Annotated in this window: 7 protein-coding genes; 2 read left to right on the top strand and 5 right to left on the bottom strand. The window is 53.2% G+C overall.

What is annotated here, in order from left to right:
* Positions 1–166 precede the first annotated feature (166 nt).
* The gene (locus SH527x_RS02470) at positions 167–3841 is read right to left on the bottom strand and encodes a mechanosensitive ion channel domain-containing protein (protein ID WP_437193074.1); all 3675 of its coding nucleotides are present in this window, start codon (positions 3839–3841) and stop codon (positions 167–169) included.
* Between the two features lie 187 nt (positions 3842–4028).
* Positions 4029–9383 (bottom strand): outer membrane protein assembly factor BamB family protein, encoded by a 5355-nt coding sequence (locus SH527x_RS02465; RefSeq protein WP_437193073.1) that lies wholly within the window; start codon positions 9381–9383, stop codon positions 4029–4031.
* An 878-nt stretch (positions 9384–10261) separates the two neighbouring features.
* Between SH527x_RS02465 and pruA the strand changes: the two genes are divergently transcribed.
* Positions 10262–11884, top strand: a complete 1623-nt coding sequence (gene pruA, locus SH527x_RS02460; protein WP_437193072.1) for an L-glutamate gamma-semialdehyde dehydrogenase — start codon at positions 10262–10264, stop codon at positions 11882–11884.
* Between the two features lie 141 nt (positions 11885–12025).
* On the opposite strand, the gene SH527x_RS02455 is transcribed toward pruA, so the two are convergent.
* The 3 genes from SH527x_RS02455 to SH527x_RS02445 all read right to left on the bottom strand — a co-directional run bounded on the left by SH527x_RS02455 (position 12026) and on the right by SH527x_RS02445 (position 16145).
* Positions 12026–13123 (bottom strand): AAA family ATPase, encoded by a 1098-nt coding sequence (locus tag SH527x_RS02455; protein WP_437193071.1) that lies wholly within the window; start codon positions 13121–13123, stop codon positions 12026–12028.
* Positions 13124–13239: 116 nt separating this feature from the next.
* Positions 13240–14832, bottom strand: a complete 1593-nt coding sequence (locus SH527x_RS02450) for a DUF5691 domain-containing protein (RefSeq protein WP_437193070.1) — start codon at positions 14830–14832, stop codon at positions 13240–13242.
* Positions 14829–16145, bottom strand: coding sequence for an SWIM zinc finger family protein (locus SH527x_RS02445; RefSeq protein ID WP_437193069.1), 1317 nt, complete (start codon positions 16143–16145; stop codon positions 14829–14831). The genes SH527x_RS02450 and SH527x_RS02445 overlap by 4 nt, the downstream gene beginning before the upstream one ends.
* Positions 16146–16512: 367 nt before the next feature.
* Here SH527x_RS02445 and SH527x_RS02440 point away from each other — a divergent pair, with 367 nt between their 5' ends.
* The gene (locus SH527x_RS02440; RefSeq protein ID WP_437193068.1) at positions 16513–17451 is read left to right on the top strand and encodes a sugar nucleotide-binding protein; all 939 of its coding nucleotides are present in this window, start codon (positions 16513–16515) and stop codon (positions 17449–17451) included.
* Positions 17452–17762: the final 311 nt, after the last annotated feature.

The raw sequence follows: 17762 nt of genomic DNA, 5'->3' as shown, positions 1-17762 counted from the left end.
TGAAGCTGCTGTAACATTGTGATCGTAACAGCAGTATGAGGTCAGACAGAACGAGGGGACAGGTCATTTGACCTGTCCCCTCGTTACTTTTCCAGAGAGTTCTCTGCATCGATATCGCACGAATCTCAACCAGACCGATCCGGGCTAACGGCTGCCTCGATCACAGTTACACGTGCGAAGTCACTCCGTTCGATTCACCATCTTTCATCAGGTCTTCGTCCCGCTCTTCCATCTTTCCAGCGACAACTGTCGTGCGTTCCTGGTTCACAGTAAACGGCACAGCAGTCCGGATATTCAAACCTCGCTGAGGATAGGCCAATTCAATTCCCGCTTCACGAAATGCCTTCAATGTGCGGGAGTGAATCTGGTGAATTGTCTCCTGACGAAACTCCATCGTTGGCAGATAAATCGCCACATTAAAATTCAGCGCGCTATCAGCGAAGCCGCTGAAAGTCACAATCGGAGCAGGGTCACTCAGAACGTGCTGTTGGGTCGTCGCGATCTTCAACAGGATCTCGCGCACCTGTTGCGGGTCAGCCGAGTGAGACGTTTGAATTGGGAGCAGGATTCGATTTGTGGTATCCGAAAGCGTCCAGTTCAACAGCTTCCCTGTGATGAACTCTTTGTTTGGGACGATGTACTCTTTGCGATCAAAATCAATGATCGATGTCGATCGAATTCGAATGCGGCTAACTGTTCCAGTCACGCTATCCAATGTGACAACGTCTCCAACTCGAACAGGTTGCTCGAAGAGAATGATGATCCCGGAAACAAAGTTGGCAAAAATCTCCTGCAATCCAAAACCCAGACTAAAGGTCAATGCCGCAACGAGCCATTGCAGCTTATCCCACTCAATTCCTAACGAATTGCCAATCGCCAACATCCCGATGAGCACGATGGTGTACTGCAATATCGCCCCGATTGCATAGCGAGACGACCGATCAATCGGAAGCCGCTCAAGCAATGTGATTTCGATCAAGCCAGGAACGTTTCTGGCCGCAGTTGCGAACAGGATCAGTTCAAGAATCGCAGAGAGCAATTTGTCGAGTGTTAGCGGCAATAGCGGCACACGAATCTGATTCAAGTGCTGCAACGCCGGAAGAACATCTCGCCAGATATACCAGATCCAGATCAGCGAGAGCATGAAGATCGTTGTATTCAACAATCGCTTCGACTGCGCACTCACATCTGCAAGGTTCGTTCTCGCCTCTTGAGCGCCTAGCACCGCAGGATTTGTCGCCTCATCCTGATTCTGCACCTCGGCCAAGGCAGCACGGACTTCTCGGGCGTGAGCAATTGCCAATCGTCTTTGTCGTAAAGTCAACCAGCGGAAAAGCAATGCTCGACCAAAGACCATTCCACTGGCAAGCATGACAGTTTGTGCCAGGCGCACTGTCAGTCGACTCACTGCATACGAGTACCCGAGCACCGTCAACACGGCAAACAGGATAGGCAATCCAACAACAAGGATGTTCCATACAACCGAAAGCCGGTCGATCCAGCCCCCTTTGTGGGCTTCAATCCATTCTTTAAAGATCCCGGATCGGCGAGACGTCAAACGATAAAGCGTGACCGCCACCATCAAAAAGAACACAACATTTAATACACGAACCACGGCATCGGAACTGCCATCCGTCCCGTACTCTGATCGCAGGATGCCGGTAATGACGATCAACGGAGCAGCACATGTAATGAAGATCGAAAGCTGCTTTGTAACAACTTCATTCACACGTGTTGGCCACTGAAAATGGGCCGAGCCCAACCCGCCACTGCGACAGACAATTCGAACCGCTTCCAGCCACCAGAACCAGATCGACAAATAATAAAAGAAGATACTGACGGTCTGGATTTCGCTCCCCGGCTGACTCCCTCTCCAACTGAGAAACAGCAACGGGAAGGGGGCAATCACCGATTTCAGAAACGTCCAGAATACAGCCTCCCAGGTCGGCTCCATTTTGGTGTTCAAGCGACTGCTGGCACGCTGACCATTCAGGCGGATGTTTTCTTTGATCTTGCCTTGAGTCACAAGAAGCAACGACCAAACAATCCATGCAAACACATAGATGGAAGGGACCGAGTTGAAGTCATTAACAAACGCACGGTAATAAGGAGCCCAGGTTGCAGCTGTAAAGACAAACATGACTCCCGGGATATCTTCAATAATCTCGTTGAACTGTAACAGCCGATGTGTCGGCACCCACAGAATTCGACGGTCAATATATTGCTGAAAACTGACCACCTGTTTAATTAAGGCTGCCTGTTCAATGTCGAGCTGATCCAGCGCGAGAACATAGGATTCGTAAACGCTTTCCAGTTCTGTTAGATCTTTTTGTCGCAGTTCAAACGCATCACGGACTTCTCCGGTCAGAACATCAACATCGACATCCACGGCATCCGAACTGTCCATAATCTCTTTGACCATCTGTTCTATCTTGCGATTCAGATGATCGAGTTCCACCCGATTTTCACGAGCTTCCATATAGGCAATGTGAGCCTCTTCATTCTGAGTCGCACGTTCCCGAATTTCATGCGACAGCAGATTGACGTCAGGCAGGTAGCGCCCTTGTTCCCGCAGCCGAACCCCGAATGAAGTCGTTGTTCCAAGCGTCTTCTCACGATGTTCCAGTTCTGCTCGCTTGGACTGAACAATCTCCTGCTGTGCCTTGGTCTCTTCGACTGCATCAGTGAGAATTCGCAGCTTCTCCCGAACAGAAACTTCTTTCTCAATCGTTTTGGCATTCGCAAGGAAGAGGGCCTTCAACTGCGGAATCTGCGTTGCTTTGGCCTCGGCCAATGAAATCCGAGATCGGGTCATTGCGTCCGAGCTTTTTGCTCCTTGAACCCGTTGCTGCCACTCAGTGACTTCGTCCTTCAATCGGGAAACAATCGCATTCAATGCCTGACGACGAAGGGGAATCAGATTGGCAGCTTCCTGCGCAGCGAGGAAGGCCGCTTCGGCCTGCAAGGCGGCAGGTTCGTTCTCCAACCACTTCAACTCGGCAAGCAATTGCATCCGGCGCGCTTCCACAATTAGCGGCGGGTCTGCTCCGGTTTCCGGTTTTGCCAGGTCCGATTTGTATTGATCGATCAGGATCGGAATTGCCGCAAGGCGTTCCTTGATCGCCCGCTGGCGAGCAGCCCTGTCACCAAGCCGCTTTTCATTCTGAGCAAGTTCCGTCTGGGTCTGAACGAGTTCCTGCTGTTTCGATGCGAGTGTCTGCTCAAGTTGCGGGAGCGGTGTATACGGTTCTGGGTGACTTCGAGTTTCACGAAGTGAGGCATCAACACGTGCCTGTTCAGCTTTTCGCTCTTCGTCCAGTCGCTCCGTTCGCTGCTGCCAATTCTTCAGGCTGTTGTTCGACAGGTCTGTCGCCTGATTGATGGCCGTTCTGGCTTTCTCAATAAGCTCCGTCGCCTGCATCTTCTGGGCGTCGGTGAGGTCCGTTGCTGCATCGACACGTGCTTTCAGGGCATCAAGCGTTTCCTTGGTGAGCTGCTCTTTCACAGCCGATGCATCTTTATCCGGCATTGGCATTGGAGCAGGCGAACTCGCCGGCGGTACTGCAACCGGCGCCGCTGCAGGAGCAGTTGTCGGAGTTGCAGCCGCAGGTGGAGGCGTCCCCGGAAGACTGGGAGCCCCCGGGATCTGCAGAAACGGGCTTGATTGCTGAGCAATGGCCGGAAATGGAAGCGGGCGATCCTGTCGGGAGACTGCAGGGGGGGCAGGAACCGCCTTCCAGTCAATCTTCGGAGTCTCAGGAAAGACTGGCCTGTCATCGGCGGCCAACTGCAGCGTAGCAGTGCCGAAAACGAGGACGAGTGCCAGAAGACAACGTGACACGACTGGTTTTCGAATCAAACAAACCAACATCAAGACAATCCATCTCTAACTTCGAAAGTCTGGCGAAACATCCGGTTTCGCCAGCGTCAATGTGAAGCCAGGCCGGTTCCCAAAGGACACAGCTCAGCAATCACCTACAGGCTGACGCGACCTGTCACATGACACTTCTCCAAACAGGAAAAAACTTCTATTTCGGCGACTCAGGAACGGCTGGTGCAGTTCCGGCTTCCGCTCCACTCTTCGCTCCGTCTGGAACAATTACTGAGTAATTCAATTCCATGCGAGTTCCAATCGTTTGTATTCGCACAATGTTTTGCGACCTTTGCCCGGTGACAGTGAAACTGGAAAGGGAATCACCAATTTGCTTTGTCTCCCCAATCATCTCTCCTGTCCCCCGATGGAAACAACGAATGATCACCCCCGGGCGACGGTATGTGAATGAATCGTCTTCGATCTCCACGGTTTCCACCATCTCTTCCTTGGGGACCATCTCTTCCTTGGGGACCATCTCTTCCTTGGGGACCATCTCTTCCTTGGGGACCATCTCAGACTTGGGGACCATCTCAGACTTCTCGTCCATCGGCTTCGAATCTTCTTTCATCGGAGAAGATGGCGTTTCTGATGGCGTTTCCGAGTCGGGCTTCGAACTCTCCTTTGGGAGTGGGGCATCACTTTTTGGCTCCATCGGCATTGGCCGATCAACCGGAGGAACAAGAGCTGGCTTGGCATCTTCTGTGGATGGCTCTGTAGTGGGAGCCGGTGTCGGTTTCAGTGTCGAAGATTCGTCAATCGGTTTCGATTTCCTTGGTCGAACTTTGACTTCCTGATCCAATTCAGAAGTCACAACGACGATCGGAAACTCCTTAGGCTGATCCAGTGGAAACTCCACTTCGTCCAGTTCTCGTGTCCAGCGAATCTCGCCGACGATTCGGTCGAAGCAGTACACAGCCCCTTTTACCCAAGGTCGGCGATAGCCCCCACGAATCTGCGACATTTTGCGAAATCGAATGTTTTCAATTTCTTCAGAGAAGACGAGCAGGAAGTCATCTTTACCAACGCTGCAATAGATTCGATGTATCTTCTCTGGAACCTTGACTGCATGTGAAATGACCGTCTGCCCGTTCGACTGATCGATCAGTTCCAACTGCTTTCCATCGACAAGCATCCCCATCCAGTCCTGATTCACGTCGATCGGAATCGAACCTGGCGCCCAGTTTCGACTCCAGAGCACTTTCCCGGTCTCCAGATCCCGACGTTGAACTGTGACTTGCCGAAGCGCCGGTCCCTTTTCTTCAACAGTTGGTTCGACCGCTTCGACATCTTCAGAAACAGCACTCATGCCACCGTCATAGATCCCAAAGGTCACTCTGTCTCCCTGAATGAGCGTTGCCTGCGTTCCTTCTGAAGAAACCACATCCTCAGGGTCGTGGCCGAGCGGCCGCCGACTCAGAATCCGGCCATCGATTGAGCTGACAACGATGACATCAGGATGTTCAGGAGAGGTGATCACGATCCGATCAGAATCCCCATCGCATTCCGCACGTCGAGGAAGGTCATATCGGCGCCACAGTTCTGTCCCGTTGACCGGATCAACAGCAACCAGCATTCCTCCTTGCATATAGCAAAGATATCCAGGCTGAACCGGTCCGACAGCAGCCAGATAATGACGAAATTCGTCCATCTGACGCGATACTGCGCGAGCATAGCCCATCCGGATCGGGCGGCTTTCACTCAATGCGGCCAACGCAATATGTTCACGATCGGCCTGCGTATCCACGACAGCAGGGGGCATCGGCCAAAGGAGGTTCGCTCTGCGCCCTCCCTTCATATCAAACGGCGTGATCCCGTAGACTTCACTGCCGGTCTGCAAGATCAACAATTGCTCCAGTCCCCATGTCCGGTTGAGCTTCGCATCGATCCGCAAAATTCTTTGAGTTGGCGGGATGGAACAGTACCAGGGGCGACTCCAGGCCGATCCACTGAAACGGATTGCCAATTGTCCGGGATAATCCATCTCTACTGTGAGGCCGTCCAAACCTGAAGCCGCAGAATTTTCGACTTCAAGTGGCACGAGATAAATTTCACGAGACCCTCGTGTGCTTGAGTCCGCAGTGGGCATTCCTTTCGGCCACGGTGACAAGACATTTGAAGCCAGAATTTCCTTCTCGATCTCTGCAAGGTGAAGCTGGCAGACGTGCTCCACTGTCACTCCATCAGGGAGTTTGACATCGCCGGGGAACTGAGACAGACGTGTCAGCCAGCGATCTGCATCCAGCAGATTTCCACGTTGATAGTACATCTGAAACAGCCGGTAGATCGCTCCGGCCGCGTCAGATTGAACCGAACTCGTTGCCTGATCAGCGAGCTGCAACTGCCACGAAATCAATTCCTGAATCGTTTCCGGCTTCGGCACCACTTCCATTCGCAGCTGAGATCCCCAGCGCGTTCTTCCGAGGCGTGTTGCCAGCTCCAGACCAGTCAGTGATGATCCTGTCGCCGATCCACCTGCAGGGGAGGTCTTCAATTCTTTTAGACAGAGTTCCATCGCCTGATGCATCTCGGATTGATGTGCAGGTGCGATCCGAATGGCCGCATGTTGAAACCATCGATCGAGGCGACAGCGGAAACTGGAATCTTCGGAAACAACATATGATGCGAATTCGTCGGCAGGTCCATGGATCCATAAACTCGAAAAGAGGGCAAAGTCCTTTCGGTTCAACGCGTCGCTGGCTCGCAAGCGACGCCACATGGCCCGTTCTTCAACGGTCTGCGTCAGGCCCTGCACTTCATTCAAAGTCGATGCTCTGAAATCAGCAGTCGGCTCGTTCAGAAACTGATTCACAAGCTGACCAAGCAATGCCAGTCGCATCGTCTGAATCAGCGATGGCTCATTGGACTCTTGAGCTGCTGCGAAACGCGTTTTCAGCAACTGAATCGCGTTTGATCGATTCCCGGAGACCAACAATTCGAGGACGTCACTCAAGATCCCGGATGAAGCAAGGGGGTCCGACACTGTTTCGCTCTGTCGAATTCGACGAATGCCATCAGCGCTGACTTCGTAAAGTCCCGTCCCGGCAACTACGAGATTTCTGGGACGCATTTGGTACGGAAGAAATCCGTCCGCTGGAGCGAACATCGGGACGGCGGTCAAATCCGTCTGCAACGTTCCATTCGATAGATCGAGTTGAGCAAACCCATCGACAAGAACCGGGAAAAGAAAATGGTTGCCAATAATACAGCCACGGCCAGCTGGTCCCGGAATAATCACAGACCAACGACGTTTCCCCGTCTGGAGATCAAACGACTCAATTCTGGAACTGGAGACGACAACGACCCCATGCGTCTCACTTGCCGCAGCGATGGTCAACGCCCCGTTTCGAGGAATTCTCCAAAGAATCTTTCCGGATGCCCGATCAATCACAAGGAGATCATCACGTTCAGGACTGACGGAAACCAACAAATTTCCAACCGGTAACAATTGAGCCGTCTGCCAGCTGTCCCAAAGCTCAAACCCCGCCCGATAGACGAACTCGCGGTATTCACTTGGAAATTCGGTTGTGTCTGTTCGAGGAAATCGGTGTGCCCAAATGACATCCCCCGTCAATCGATCCACTGCAAACAATGCCCCCGCCGCCGTCGGACAAACAACGAACTCTCCATCAACAATCACCTGACAATCGACATCCTGGCGTCGTAGATCTTTCTGAATCGGAATCTTTGCCTGAGCAACATTGGTTGTGGACAATAGCTCGCCGGATACGGCGTCGAACTCAAACAATGCAACTGCCTGCAAGTCTCGAAACTCGCCCAGCACAAACAAGCTTCCGTCGTATAGGCTTGGCGTCCCTGCGAAGTAAACGTCCTTATCGAGCTTGTCGAACGAAGACCATCGCACGGTTCCCGTCGCCTGATCCAGACAGACAAGCTGGTTCGCAGGAAACATGTCAAACGGGTCAGTGGAACTGCTCTCAATGTCAGCGTCCTCTGAACCATCCTCGTCGGTGTCCTCGCCCTCCTCGCTATCGCCATCTTTACTGACGCCTTCGCCCTTACCGCTATCGTCTTTGCTGCTGTCGTCTTCTTTGTCTGTACCAGGTTCTTCGTCACTGCGAAGTGCTTCCGTGTCGTCCTTGGAATCACCCTTTTCAGTGTCTTTAACTTTTTCAATTGGTTCCGGTCCTGCATCACGCGGAACAGCCACTGGCATGCGACTCTTTGCCGGCTCGATGAAGTAGCAGCGTTCGTGATCAACTGCGGTTCTGGAATAAATCGATTCTCCCAAAACGCGGCGAGCAACAGTCAACCGAAACAGACGCTCTCGGTTCGTATCACCCAAATCCCCAGGCGTCCGATACCATTCGGCACCGTACCCGGCGATTGGCCGAGTCCAGACAACATTGCCAGTCTGAGGATCAATCGCCTTGCGATCTGCAGCGAGAGTCGCGAACAGCAATTTGCTCCCTGAGATCGCATCGACCGTCGGAAAGGGATTCAATCCACTCTGACGCAGTCGATGATAAACCTGATTAAGCGTCTGTTGCGAAACGAGGGGAGTCTCAATCGCGAGGTTCCACCCGGGATGAGAGGTATTCGCAGTGGAGTGCAAGCCACCTTCACGAATCAACGCGGTCTCTTTGGAATTCGAAAACAGGCCCTGATCTCGACGCAGGCGACGATAGGTGTCTCTCGCTGACCGCCCCGTCTGAGTGTACCGGTACTGGCGAACCAGCTTCCTCAGTGCCGCTGTATCCTGATGCTGCATGACCAGACTCAGTTGCCTCTTCACCTGAGGTTCAATCAATCGCAGAATGGCAGCACGTCCCTCTTCAGGAAGTGACTCGAAGAGATATCCAATTGCAATCTCTTTACTGCAGACAACGCCATTCAACTCGACGAGGTCTGCAACGCCAGATTTCGATTCATTCTCACTCAGAGATGCGGTGAGATACTCGAACGCTTTTGCGATTCCCGACCAATCCTGACTGGGGATCGCATCAACGATTTTTTGCAATTCCCGTTCGACAAGGCGGTCTCTCGGGAGAATCATCGATTTGGAGTAAATGCCCGTCAGTGATTGATGAAGAGCAGATTTCGCATCCACTTCGTCAACATCACCGCCATCTGGATCCACTTCATCTGGGATCTCAGAAGGTGCAGGCGTGGCTGGTTTGGCCTCAGGCGTTGAGGCGTCGGTAGGTAGAGCCCCTGCTGGTTTCCCGCCCTCAGGTTTCGTGCTGGAGGGAGCAGGGGATTCAGTGACGGGAACCGGGGCAGTTGGGACCTGAATGGCAGGAGCAATCGGGGCCGATCGATCTGTCGAGCGCGAGACTGGACCATCGGCAGCGAGAATCAAATTCTGCCCGCCACTGGAAACCCCAAGCGCAATCAACGAAAGCAGAATGGCAACCGCACGGCCGACAGCGACTTTGCGTCTTTGGGATCCAGACCGACGAATCTTCGCCGTCAGGCTGAAAGATGGAACCTTCACTCCCCACCGAGAATGCGGTGTTAAGGAAGCAACGTCATCGCATGGCCCATTCATAGCGATTTTTTATTTGAAGTAAGCATCGTCTCCACCTGAAATCAGCAGGAAGCTGGATGCCCGATCAGGAAGCAACAAAATTCCGTCAATGCGCTGGCGCCCGGCCAGCTCTAACTTCTGAAATATCGCATGGTTGAATGCTCGAACGCAATAGGACCTGTCCAACGATGCCTGGACAGGTCCTGATATTTGTCAAAATTTGCGTCTCGTTTCGCATGCTTCTTCGATCAGGCACTTCGCCCTTTGCGATTCCGATGGAAGTGTTCCCAATCCGGTGAAGATCGAAAATGACAATAACTTGGCGTGTGGCTGCAATCGATCCGCAACGACAGGCGATCAAGTTCCATCACAGGTGTAAACTTGGCATCGCTCGGCAACAAATCATACCCATGATCATGGTCGCACGCGTCATCGGACCACTCGAACCGAGTCAACAGATGATTTTGGCAGTTCATCGCTGTTCTCCTGTTGGCAAGCATGGTTTGAAGTCCAATTTGCAGTAAATTTCCGGTCTCTGATTACTAAACGCGGAAAGATTCGCAGCAGATCAGATATTCGAATGCGAATTCCTGTTTTTTCCGAATTGAACAGAATTCCCCGTCCCCTCAGCCGGTACAAAGCAAGTTCAGTCACGTCAGTCCTCCACCAGCGTGACATTCTCCAGACAGATAGTCGCATCAACAGGAACTGGTCCGGCCCCGGAAAGCCCCAATTCCGCCTCCAGAATTGCTTGAGTGATCAATTCTCGCAAATGTTTAAAGCAAGTTTGCTTGACGGAAGCGCCCCGTCTGATGATCCTGCGGACTGAAACCCCGGTTCTCTCTAAGTGGTCCCCCCCTTAAACGAGCCCGGAGCATGTTGAACTTGGAAGGATTTTCATGTCACAGGCCGAGACACAGCGGAAATTAGCAGTACACCAGTTTCGAAATGAACCGCTGACCGATTTCAGCCGAGGGCAGGCTCGCGACGAGATGCGTCGGGCACTACAGGAAGTCGAAAGCCAGTTCGGCGAAGATTATCCGTTGATCATCAACGGAAAAGCAATGACCACACGCGGCAACATCGTTGTTCGCAACCCATCGAACAAGTCGCAGACACTCGGTACTGTCAACTCCGCGACTGCAGAACTCGCAAGTCAGGCAATCGAATCTGCTCGTGATGCATGGGGACAATGGCGTAAGACCCCGATTGGACACCGTGCCGAATATCTCGAACTGATGGCCTCGGAAATGAGGAACCGTCGATTCGAACTTGCCGCGTGGATGGTTTATGAATGCGGCAAGCCATGGAAAGATGCAGACGCCGACGTCGCTGAAGCGATCGACTTCTGCGTTTATTACGCACTTGCCATGCGTGATCTGAATCAAACACTGACTTGCGACTACCCTGGCGAAGAGAATCAGTATCTCTACCGCCCACGTGGGGTTACCGTCGTCATCGCCCCGTGGAACTTCCCGCTCGCGATTTTGACTGGAATGGTGGCAGCGGCACTGGTCACTGGCAACACCGTTGTCATGAAACCTGCCGAGCAGTCGTCGATTCTCGCTTCGAAGCTCGCTCAGATCACCAGAGATGCCGGTATTCCCACCGGCGTTATCAACTTCCTTCCTGGAGTGGGCGAAGATGTCGGCCCAGCGCTCGTCAGCCATCCAGATGTCGAGATCGTCGCGTTCACTGGATCACGCGAAGTCGGCTTGAAGATCAATCAGGTCGCTGCGACTCCAATTGAGAACCAGACGACGATCAAGAAAGTCATTGCAGAACTTGGCGGCAAAAACCCTGTCATCATCGACAACGATGCCGATCTGGATGACGCCGTTCAAGGAGTCGTCTCCAGCGCATTCGGTTATGCAGGTCAGAAATGTTCCGCGTGCTCCCGCGTCATCGTACTGGCTGAAATCTATGACCAATTCATCGATCGCCTGAAATCGGCATGCGAAAGCATTGTCGTCGGCCCTGCGGATGAACCGGGGATCGATTATGGACCAGTCATCGATGCCGACGCCTTCAACCGGATCAATGACTTCATTGCCATCGGCAAGGAAGAATGCGAAACCATCGTTGCGGGTGACGTCAGCAAACTGGGCAAAGATGGGTACTTCATCGGCCCACACGTCTTTGGCAACGTTGAACCGGATTCACGGTTGCTGCGGCATGAAATCTTTGGCCCTGTGCTGACGGTTTCCAAGGCGAAGAACCTTGATCAGGCACTGCAAATGGCCAATTCAACTCCATTTGCACTGACAGGCGGAATCTACAGCCGTAGCCCGAAGAACTTGCAACGTGCTCGCGAAGAACTTCAGGTCGGGAATGTCTATCTGAACCGTGTCATCACCGGAGCGATCGTTCAACGACACCCGTTCGGTGGTTACAAGATGTCCGGAATCGGCACCAAAGCTGGCGGACCAGACTATCTCCTGCAGTTCATGCTCCCGGTTTCGATCTGCGAAAACACAATGCGTCGCGGATTCGCTCCCGCGACACATGCCGAACAGGAATAAGCGGGCGCAAACGACGCTCGTGACTCGCTGGATTTCACGAATCGACTGAACGAATCTACCGAATGTCAAAGACGCTGACAGGAAAACAACTCCAGTCAGCGTCTTTGCGTTTTCGGACTTCGACGCGTCGAAAGAACCGGTTTAACGGAAGTCCCGGCTGGCTCGATACAGATCCTTCCAGCCATCGCGATCTTTCACAACGGTCTGCAAATATTCCTGCCAGACAACTTCATCCTGCACAGGATCTTTCACAACGGCTCCGAGTAATCCTGACAGCACATCGCTGGCAGTCATCACACCGTCACCATAGTACGCTGCGAGCGTCATCCCGTGAGTGACAACCGAAATCGCTTCTGCGGTGGAAAGCGTCCCTGTCGGTGACTTCAGCCGCGTCTTGCCATCGACAGTCACACCACTTCGCAACTCCCGGAAGATTGTGACAACTCGTTGAATCTCTTCCAAAGCAGGCTTTTCCACAGGCAATGCGAGAGCCTGTCCCAGTTCACCGGCACGACGGCTGACGATCTGCACTTCTTCTTCCAGTCCATCAGGAACCGGCAAAACAACCGTATTGAAACGCCGCATCAGCGCGCTGGAGAGCTCATTGACACCCTTGTCTCGATTGTTGGCAGTCGCGATGACGTTGAACCCACGCAGTGCCTGAACTTCACTACTCAACTCCGGGACCGGGAGCGTCTTTTCAGACAGAATTGTGATCAGAGAATCCTGAATCTCACTCGGGATACGCGTCAGTTCTTCAATACGAACGATCTTCCCGGTTCTCAGCCCCACCATCATCGGGCTTTCAACGAGCGCCCCCATTGATGGCCCCTCGGCAAGGAGTCGGGCGTAATTCCACCCGTAACGCAACGCCGATTCATCCAGACCGGCGGTTCCCTGAACCAAGAGGGTCGATGTCCCTGAAATCGCCGCCGCAAGATGCTCTGCGACCCAAGTTTTTGCGGTGCCTGGGACCCCGCTCAAGAGCAGAGCCCGATCCGTCGCGAGGGTGGCAATCGCAATCTCAATCAGGCGAGCACGGCCGACATACTTCGCACTGATTTCGACGCCGTTGGGCAGCGTTCCACCAAGGATGTACGTTTTAACCGCCCAGGGAGACAACTGCCAGCCCGGTGGTTTCTGGCGATCGTCCGCCTGCACCAAAGCATCAAGTTCCTGCGCATACTGCTGCTCGGCATGTTGTCGCAACACATCCAGGCTGGTCGAGACTTCAGACACGTTCAAACTTTCCAGACCAGTTCGGTCTCTCACATGGCCGCCCTGCAGCCACTTCACCTGATCGATTCCTGATTTCAAACTTCATTGGCGACGACGACTCCATCTTAGTCAATCAGTCATGTCGTCGCCCTCAATCCCTCTGCGGATGCCCGAAACTGATTTCGATGCTTAACGATCTGGCCGAAACGAACCAGCAATCCTTCAACAATCGAATAGACATCGCTGCGATTCCGAATCGTCGGGCTGATCGTCCAGGGAGCCAGTGCAGAATCAAAGGCATCGGAATGCAAGAATGACGATGCCAACATCAATGAGGCAACCATACGTGGAGGCTGATATCGATCGTATGTTTTCAGGAGGTGACGAATCGAATTCAGGTAAGCCTCTGACAATTCCAAGCTCCAAGGCTTGCCAAAGCCGTTCAGGATCGCAATCAACTGGTCTTCCGGAAAGTCCGGCAAGTCTCTGAGAATTCGATTGAGAAACGCGCTCCCTTGGTCCGCCGAGGAAAGCTTCAGTAGAGATTGAATCGAGGCAATGACTTCGACGGAATACCGGGAATCGTCGCGCAGACTGCGAACGATCCACGACTGCATTGGAGCAAGAAAAGCGAGTGAAGCAGGATCGTTCTGTGAAAACCGCTCAAGCGCGCGTAACAGACCGCGAAGAATTCCCCCATTCGGGGCACACCCCATAGCGGCAGGCAGAAATTCTTCCACGGGACAATCAAAATGAGACAACCAGAATGAAGGCGGCACCGACCCGACGATGGCGTCCACAACTCCGTCCGGCCCGAAAGGAGCTTTCATAGAGCTCAGTTTGATCCCGTCTCGCTCCCAATCAACCGAGAAGTCGTCTGGAAGTTGAATCGACAAACGCAACGCACCATCACTTTGACGGTTCGCTTGAATCAACTCGGCTGCCCGAGACCGCATTCGTTGAGAGATCGAAGAATCCTCACGCTGCAGCAGGAGATCCCGAACCACTTCTCGAACCGTCTCAGAGCGATCATTCTGAGACAATTCCAGAAATCCTAAATCCTCTTCGGAAAGGTTTGTTTCCAGAGTCGCCATCAGCTTGCGACGGTGCTCTGCCTTTTCCTTCGAAATCGACTGCTCTAACCAACTGAGCGCCGTCTTTGGTTGTAACTTTCGAACCTGCTCCAGTGCTGTGACCCGTTCCTGAAATGTCCCTTCGTTCCACTGGTACTCAAGAGACGGCAGTTGGTCTTCATCGGTCGGAGTCTTCAGCGCCCAATCCCAGTTTGGATTGAACTTGGCCAACCATCTCGCGCGTTCTCCGAGAATTGGTCGTAACAATTCACGACGCTGAGGCTGAGCGATTTCGAACGCCAGCGGCAGATGCTCGTGTGGAAAATGAATGCCGTTCGTTGTCAGGATTTCGACAAGCTCTGGAAGCAGATCCAGGCGATCAGTCGTCATCGCCAGTTCAATGAACTCGGACATCTGCGAAGTGGGCGCCAGTAGCGTTTCAGCAGGCGCGGCAGACATCGCGGCGATCGAACGTGGCATTGTTCCAGCAAGTTCGGCGATCGCGCGAACGCCAGCCCGGCGTAACAACATCAATTCTGTTTCATCAGATACGCCGCCACTCGTTTGCACGAGTCGATCGAATGGATCATCAAAATTGATGACAGGTGGATTGACCTTTGATGTCCCCAACATTGCCGATTTCAGAAGAGGGTTCATGTCAGCTCCCTGAATTCATGCAGGGTTGAGATCGGAGCAAAGAACTGCCCGTCCCATTCACCAAAGAGCGACAGAGGATTCCCTCCGCTAATCGCCAGCAAGCTCCACGGCTCCGCGTAAAGCAGCGGGACAGCCTGTCCAGCGGCATCGCGAATCAACCATTCAACCCCCAGTTTCACCACTGTCACATCTTTGAGAATGACTGGAAAGCTGAACTGCCAAGGTTGTCTGGCGAGTTGTTCTGCGACGGACTGCAACATCTGGTCCACTGACTGTGCACCGGAAAATTCAGCCTTCTGCATTTCCGAATTCCCAACAGGAACGGTGGTTCGCTCAATCACTCTGGCACGCTGGCGACTGGTCCCGGGGTAAAAGAGCAGGGTGGCACACACCTCGACACCCGACATCCAGACATCCGGATATGGCTGTTTCCCCGGCGCAACCTGTATCACGACAGCAAAGCGGCCGGTCGTCAATGATTGCAGCCAGATGCGTTGAGTCCGCAGGCGATCCCCATCTTCCTCCTTCGTTCCCAACACAAACCAGTTGTCGGTCACGCGTTCGCCGTACTGTTCGAGATCGGCCTGTTGCACATTCCAGCCAATGAGTTGTCGAACCTCGTGCTGCAGATCCTCATCCAGTTCAGACAGGCGTGAATAGGCCACCAGCAGAAGCTCCAGACGCCCTAGTGCATCCAGAAGATGTTGCGGCCAGTCGATTGACGAGCCGGGAATCTCGGAAATGAAGCGAATTCGTCCCGCCAGCCCCGGTGCCTGAGCATCCACCAGTCTCTTCGCCTGTTCTTCCCAGATGGCAGTTCCTCGGCCTTCAATGCCGGCGATTCCAGTCCGGATGAGATCCCGCAGGAAGACTCGTAAACTGGCAATGCCTTCCTGAATTCGGCCTTCGCGTTGTTCAACTCGCTTCTGCCGCGCAACTTCATCAACCGGCTTCTCAGGTGCATCCGCTTTTGCAGCCTGTTTTTCAGCGCGTGCCTGACGTTTATCGAGCCATTCTCGAACTTCAGGGGGAGGGGAGGCCGTCGGGACAAACTCCGGTGACGCTGCGAATAACATCAACAGCCCCAGTGAATGACGGCAAGGACGCTTTCGGCTGGGGCAATTGCAACTCTGGCCCAGATTCGAGAGATCGATTCGGACTGAATAGACAGCGGACCCTCGACACTCTCCCCAGATTGCTTCCTCATTCATTCCGAGCTGAGACCAGAATCGCGGGGAAAGAAGCTGACGCGCAGAGGCCACTGATTTTTCATCAGGGGCCAGTTGAACAACCTGCTCTAAAGTCAGTTCCAATCCAGTCTCCACCAGTGAGCCATTTGCCCACAACCCCCAGCTCTACCAGTCCCTGAAACTCGCGAATAGGTCAGGCTGGCGACGTCCTCGCTGGTGACAAATTAGAGAAAATGCCCACATTGAAAAAGGCTGAGCAATTGCAGTTTTCCACTTCACCATAATAGCTGACCAGGTTGCATCGAGCGACGTTGCAATAAGTACAAAACCCCGTCTCTTCAATCGGTAAATTCCGCCGATTGATCTTGGCTCGAATTTCAGTCGAGTCGTATACTCCCCCCATCGCTGAATGACTTTGTCGTTTCAGTCGAGAATACCGGTCCAGAGGAGTGCGGGCCGCTTCGTAACACGCCAGGCATGGAGGCATCGCGTGACAAAGTTTCTAGTGGTCGGAGTGGATACTGTCGCTGGCGCCAACATTGCTGCGAGCTTTACTGGCAAATACAAGGTTGCAACCTGGGCTTCTCAGGCCGGGTACGAAATTGCCAACTGCGACGCCATGGAATCGCGGTTGTCTCCTCCGGAAGTGCTGAGCAAAAGCGGCGCTGACTGCATTATTTACTGTGGAGCAGCAGCTCGTTCCAGCTGGGAACCACAAACCAAAGCATTGATCAACGATTCAATTCTGGAAGACCTGCAAAGTTGGACAGCTGCAGCTGAGGCGACAGAGACTCGCTTCGTGATGGTTTCGTCCGACGCCGTCTTCACAAGCCCATGGCTGTTCCACGACGAAGACTCACACGGCCATTGCAGCAGCTATCAGGCTCAGGTCATTCGAGCCGCAGAAGATCACCTTCTCGAGTGCTGCCCATCAGCTTTAATTATCCGCACCAATACATTTGGATGGTCCCCGGATGGAGACGCTTCAGGCTGGCTCGAAACTCTGTTAAAGAGCGTTGAGACCAATCGGATCGTCCAGCAGGACCACATTCGTCACGCAACTCCAATTCTCGCAACTGATCTCGCCGAGATCATTGATCGCGCCTACCAGGAAAATCTTTCAGGCGTCTATCACGTTGCTGGAGCAGAGCGAATTAATCCACTGCAGTTCACTCAGCGACTCGCAGATCGCTTTGCACTCCCGTGGCTGGCGATGCGACGAGAATCAACTCTCACAGAGCTTCCACAAGGTTTCGCAGAAGGCGAATACAGCCTGCAAACCAAGAAGATCCGCAAAGATCTGTGCGTTGCAATGCCACTTATTTCCGAAGGTCTGCAGCGTTTGTGTGAACAAATCGACAACGGATTCCGTGCGAAATTGCGGTCAGCTCCGGCTCCGATATCGGCCCCACGTCGCCGCGTTGCATAGACAGGTTCAAACTGTGCGCCGCCTCGCTTCAGAGTTGAATTGCTCTGACGAATCCGATTTAAAATCAGTGTTGGGGTGTGTGCCGTTGAAGTCCTCAGCGGCACACGTTTCACCTTATTCTTCCGGGATGTTCTCGCTTCATTGAACACCCTCTGCGATCAACGCGAAATCAAGCGACTCTTCGGCGTTCCATCGCTCTTCGCCGCAACAACATTCCGTCGCCAGCGCCCATCATCAGGCAAATCATTCTCGATGACCTGAACTTGCTTCGATCTTCTCAATGAATCGAACTAAGAGCACCTTGCGAAATC

Origin of the sequence: Planctomicrobium limosum, from assembly GCF_051465645.1 — a bacterium.
Lineage (GTDB): Bacteria > Planctomycetota > Planctomycetia > Planctomycetales > Planctomycetaceae > Planctomicrobium.
This window is presented reverse-complemented; position numbering and strand designations above follow the sequence as displayed.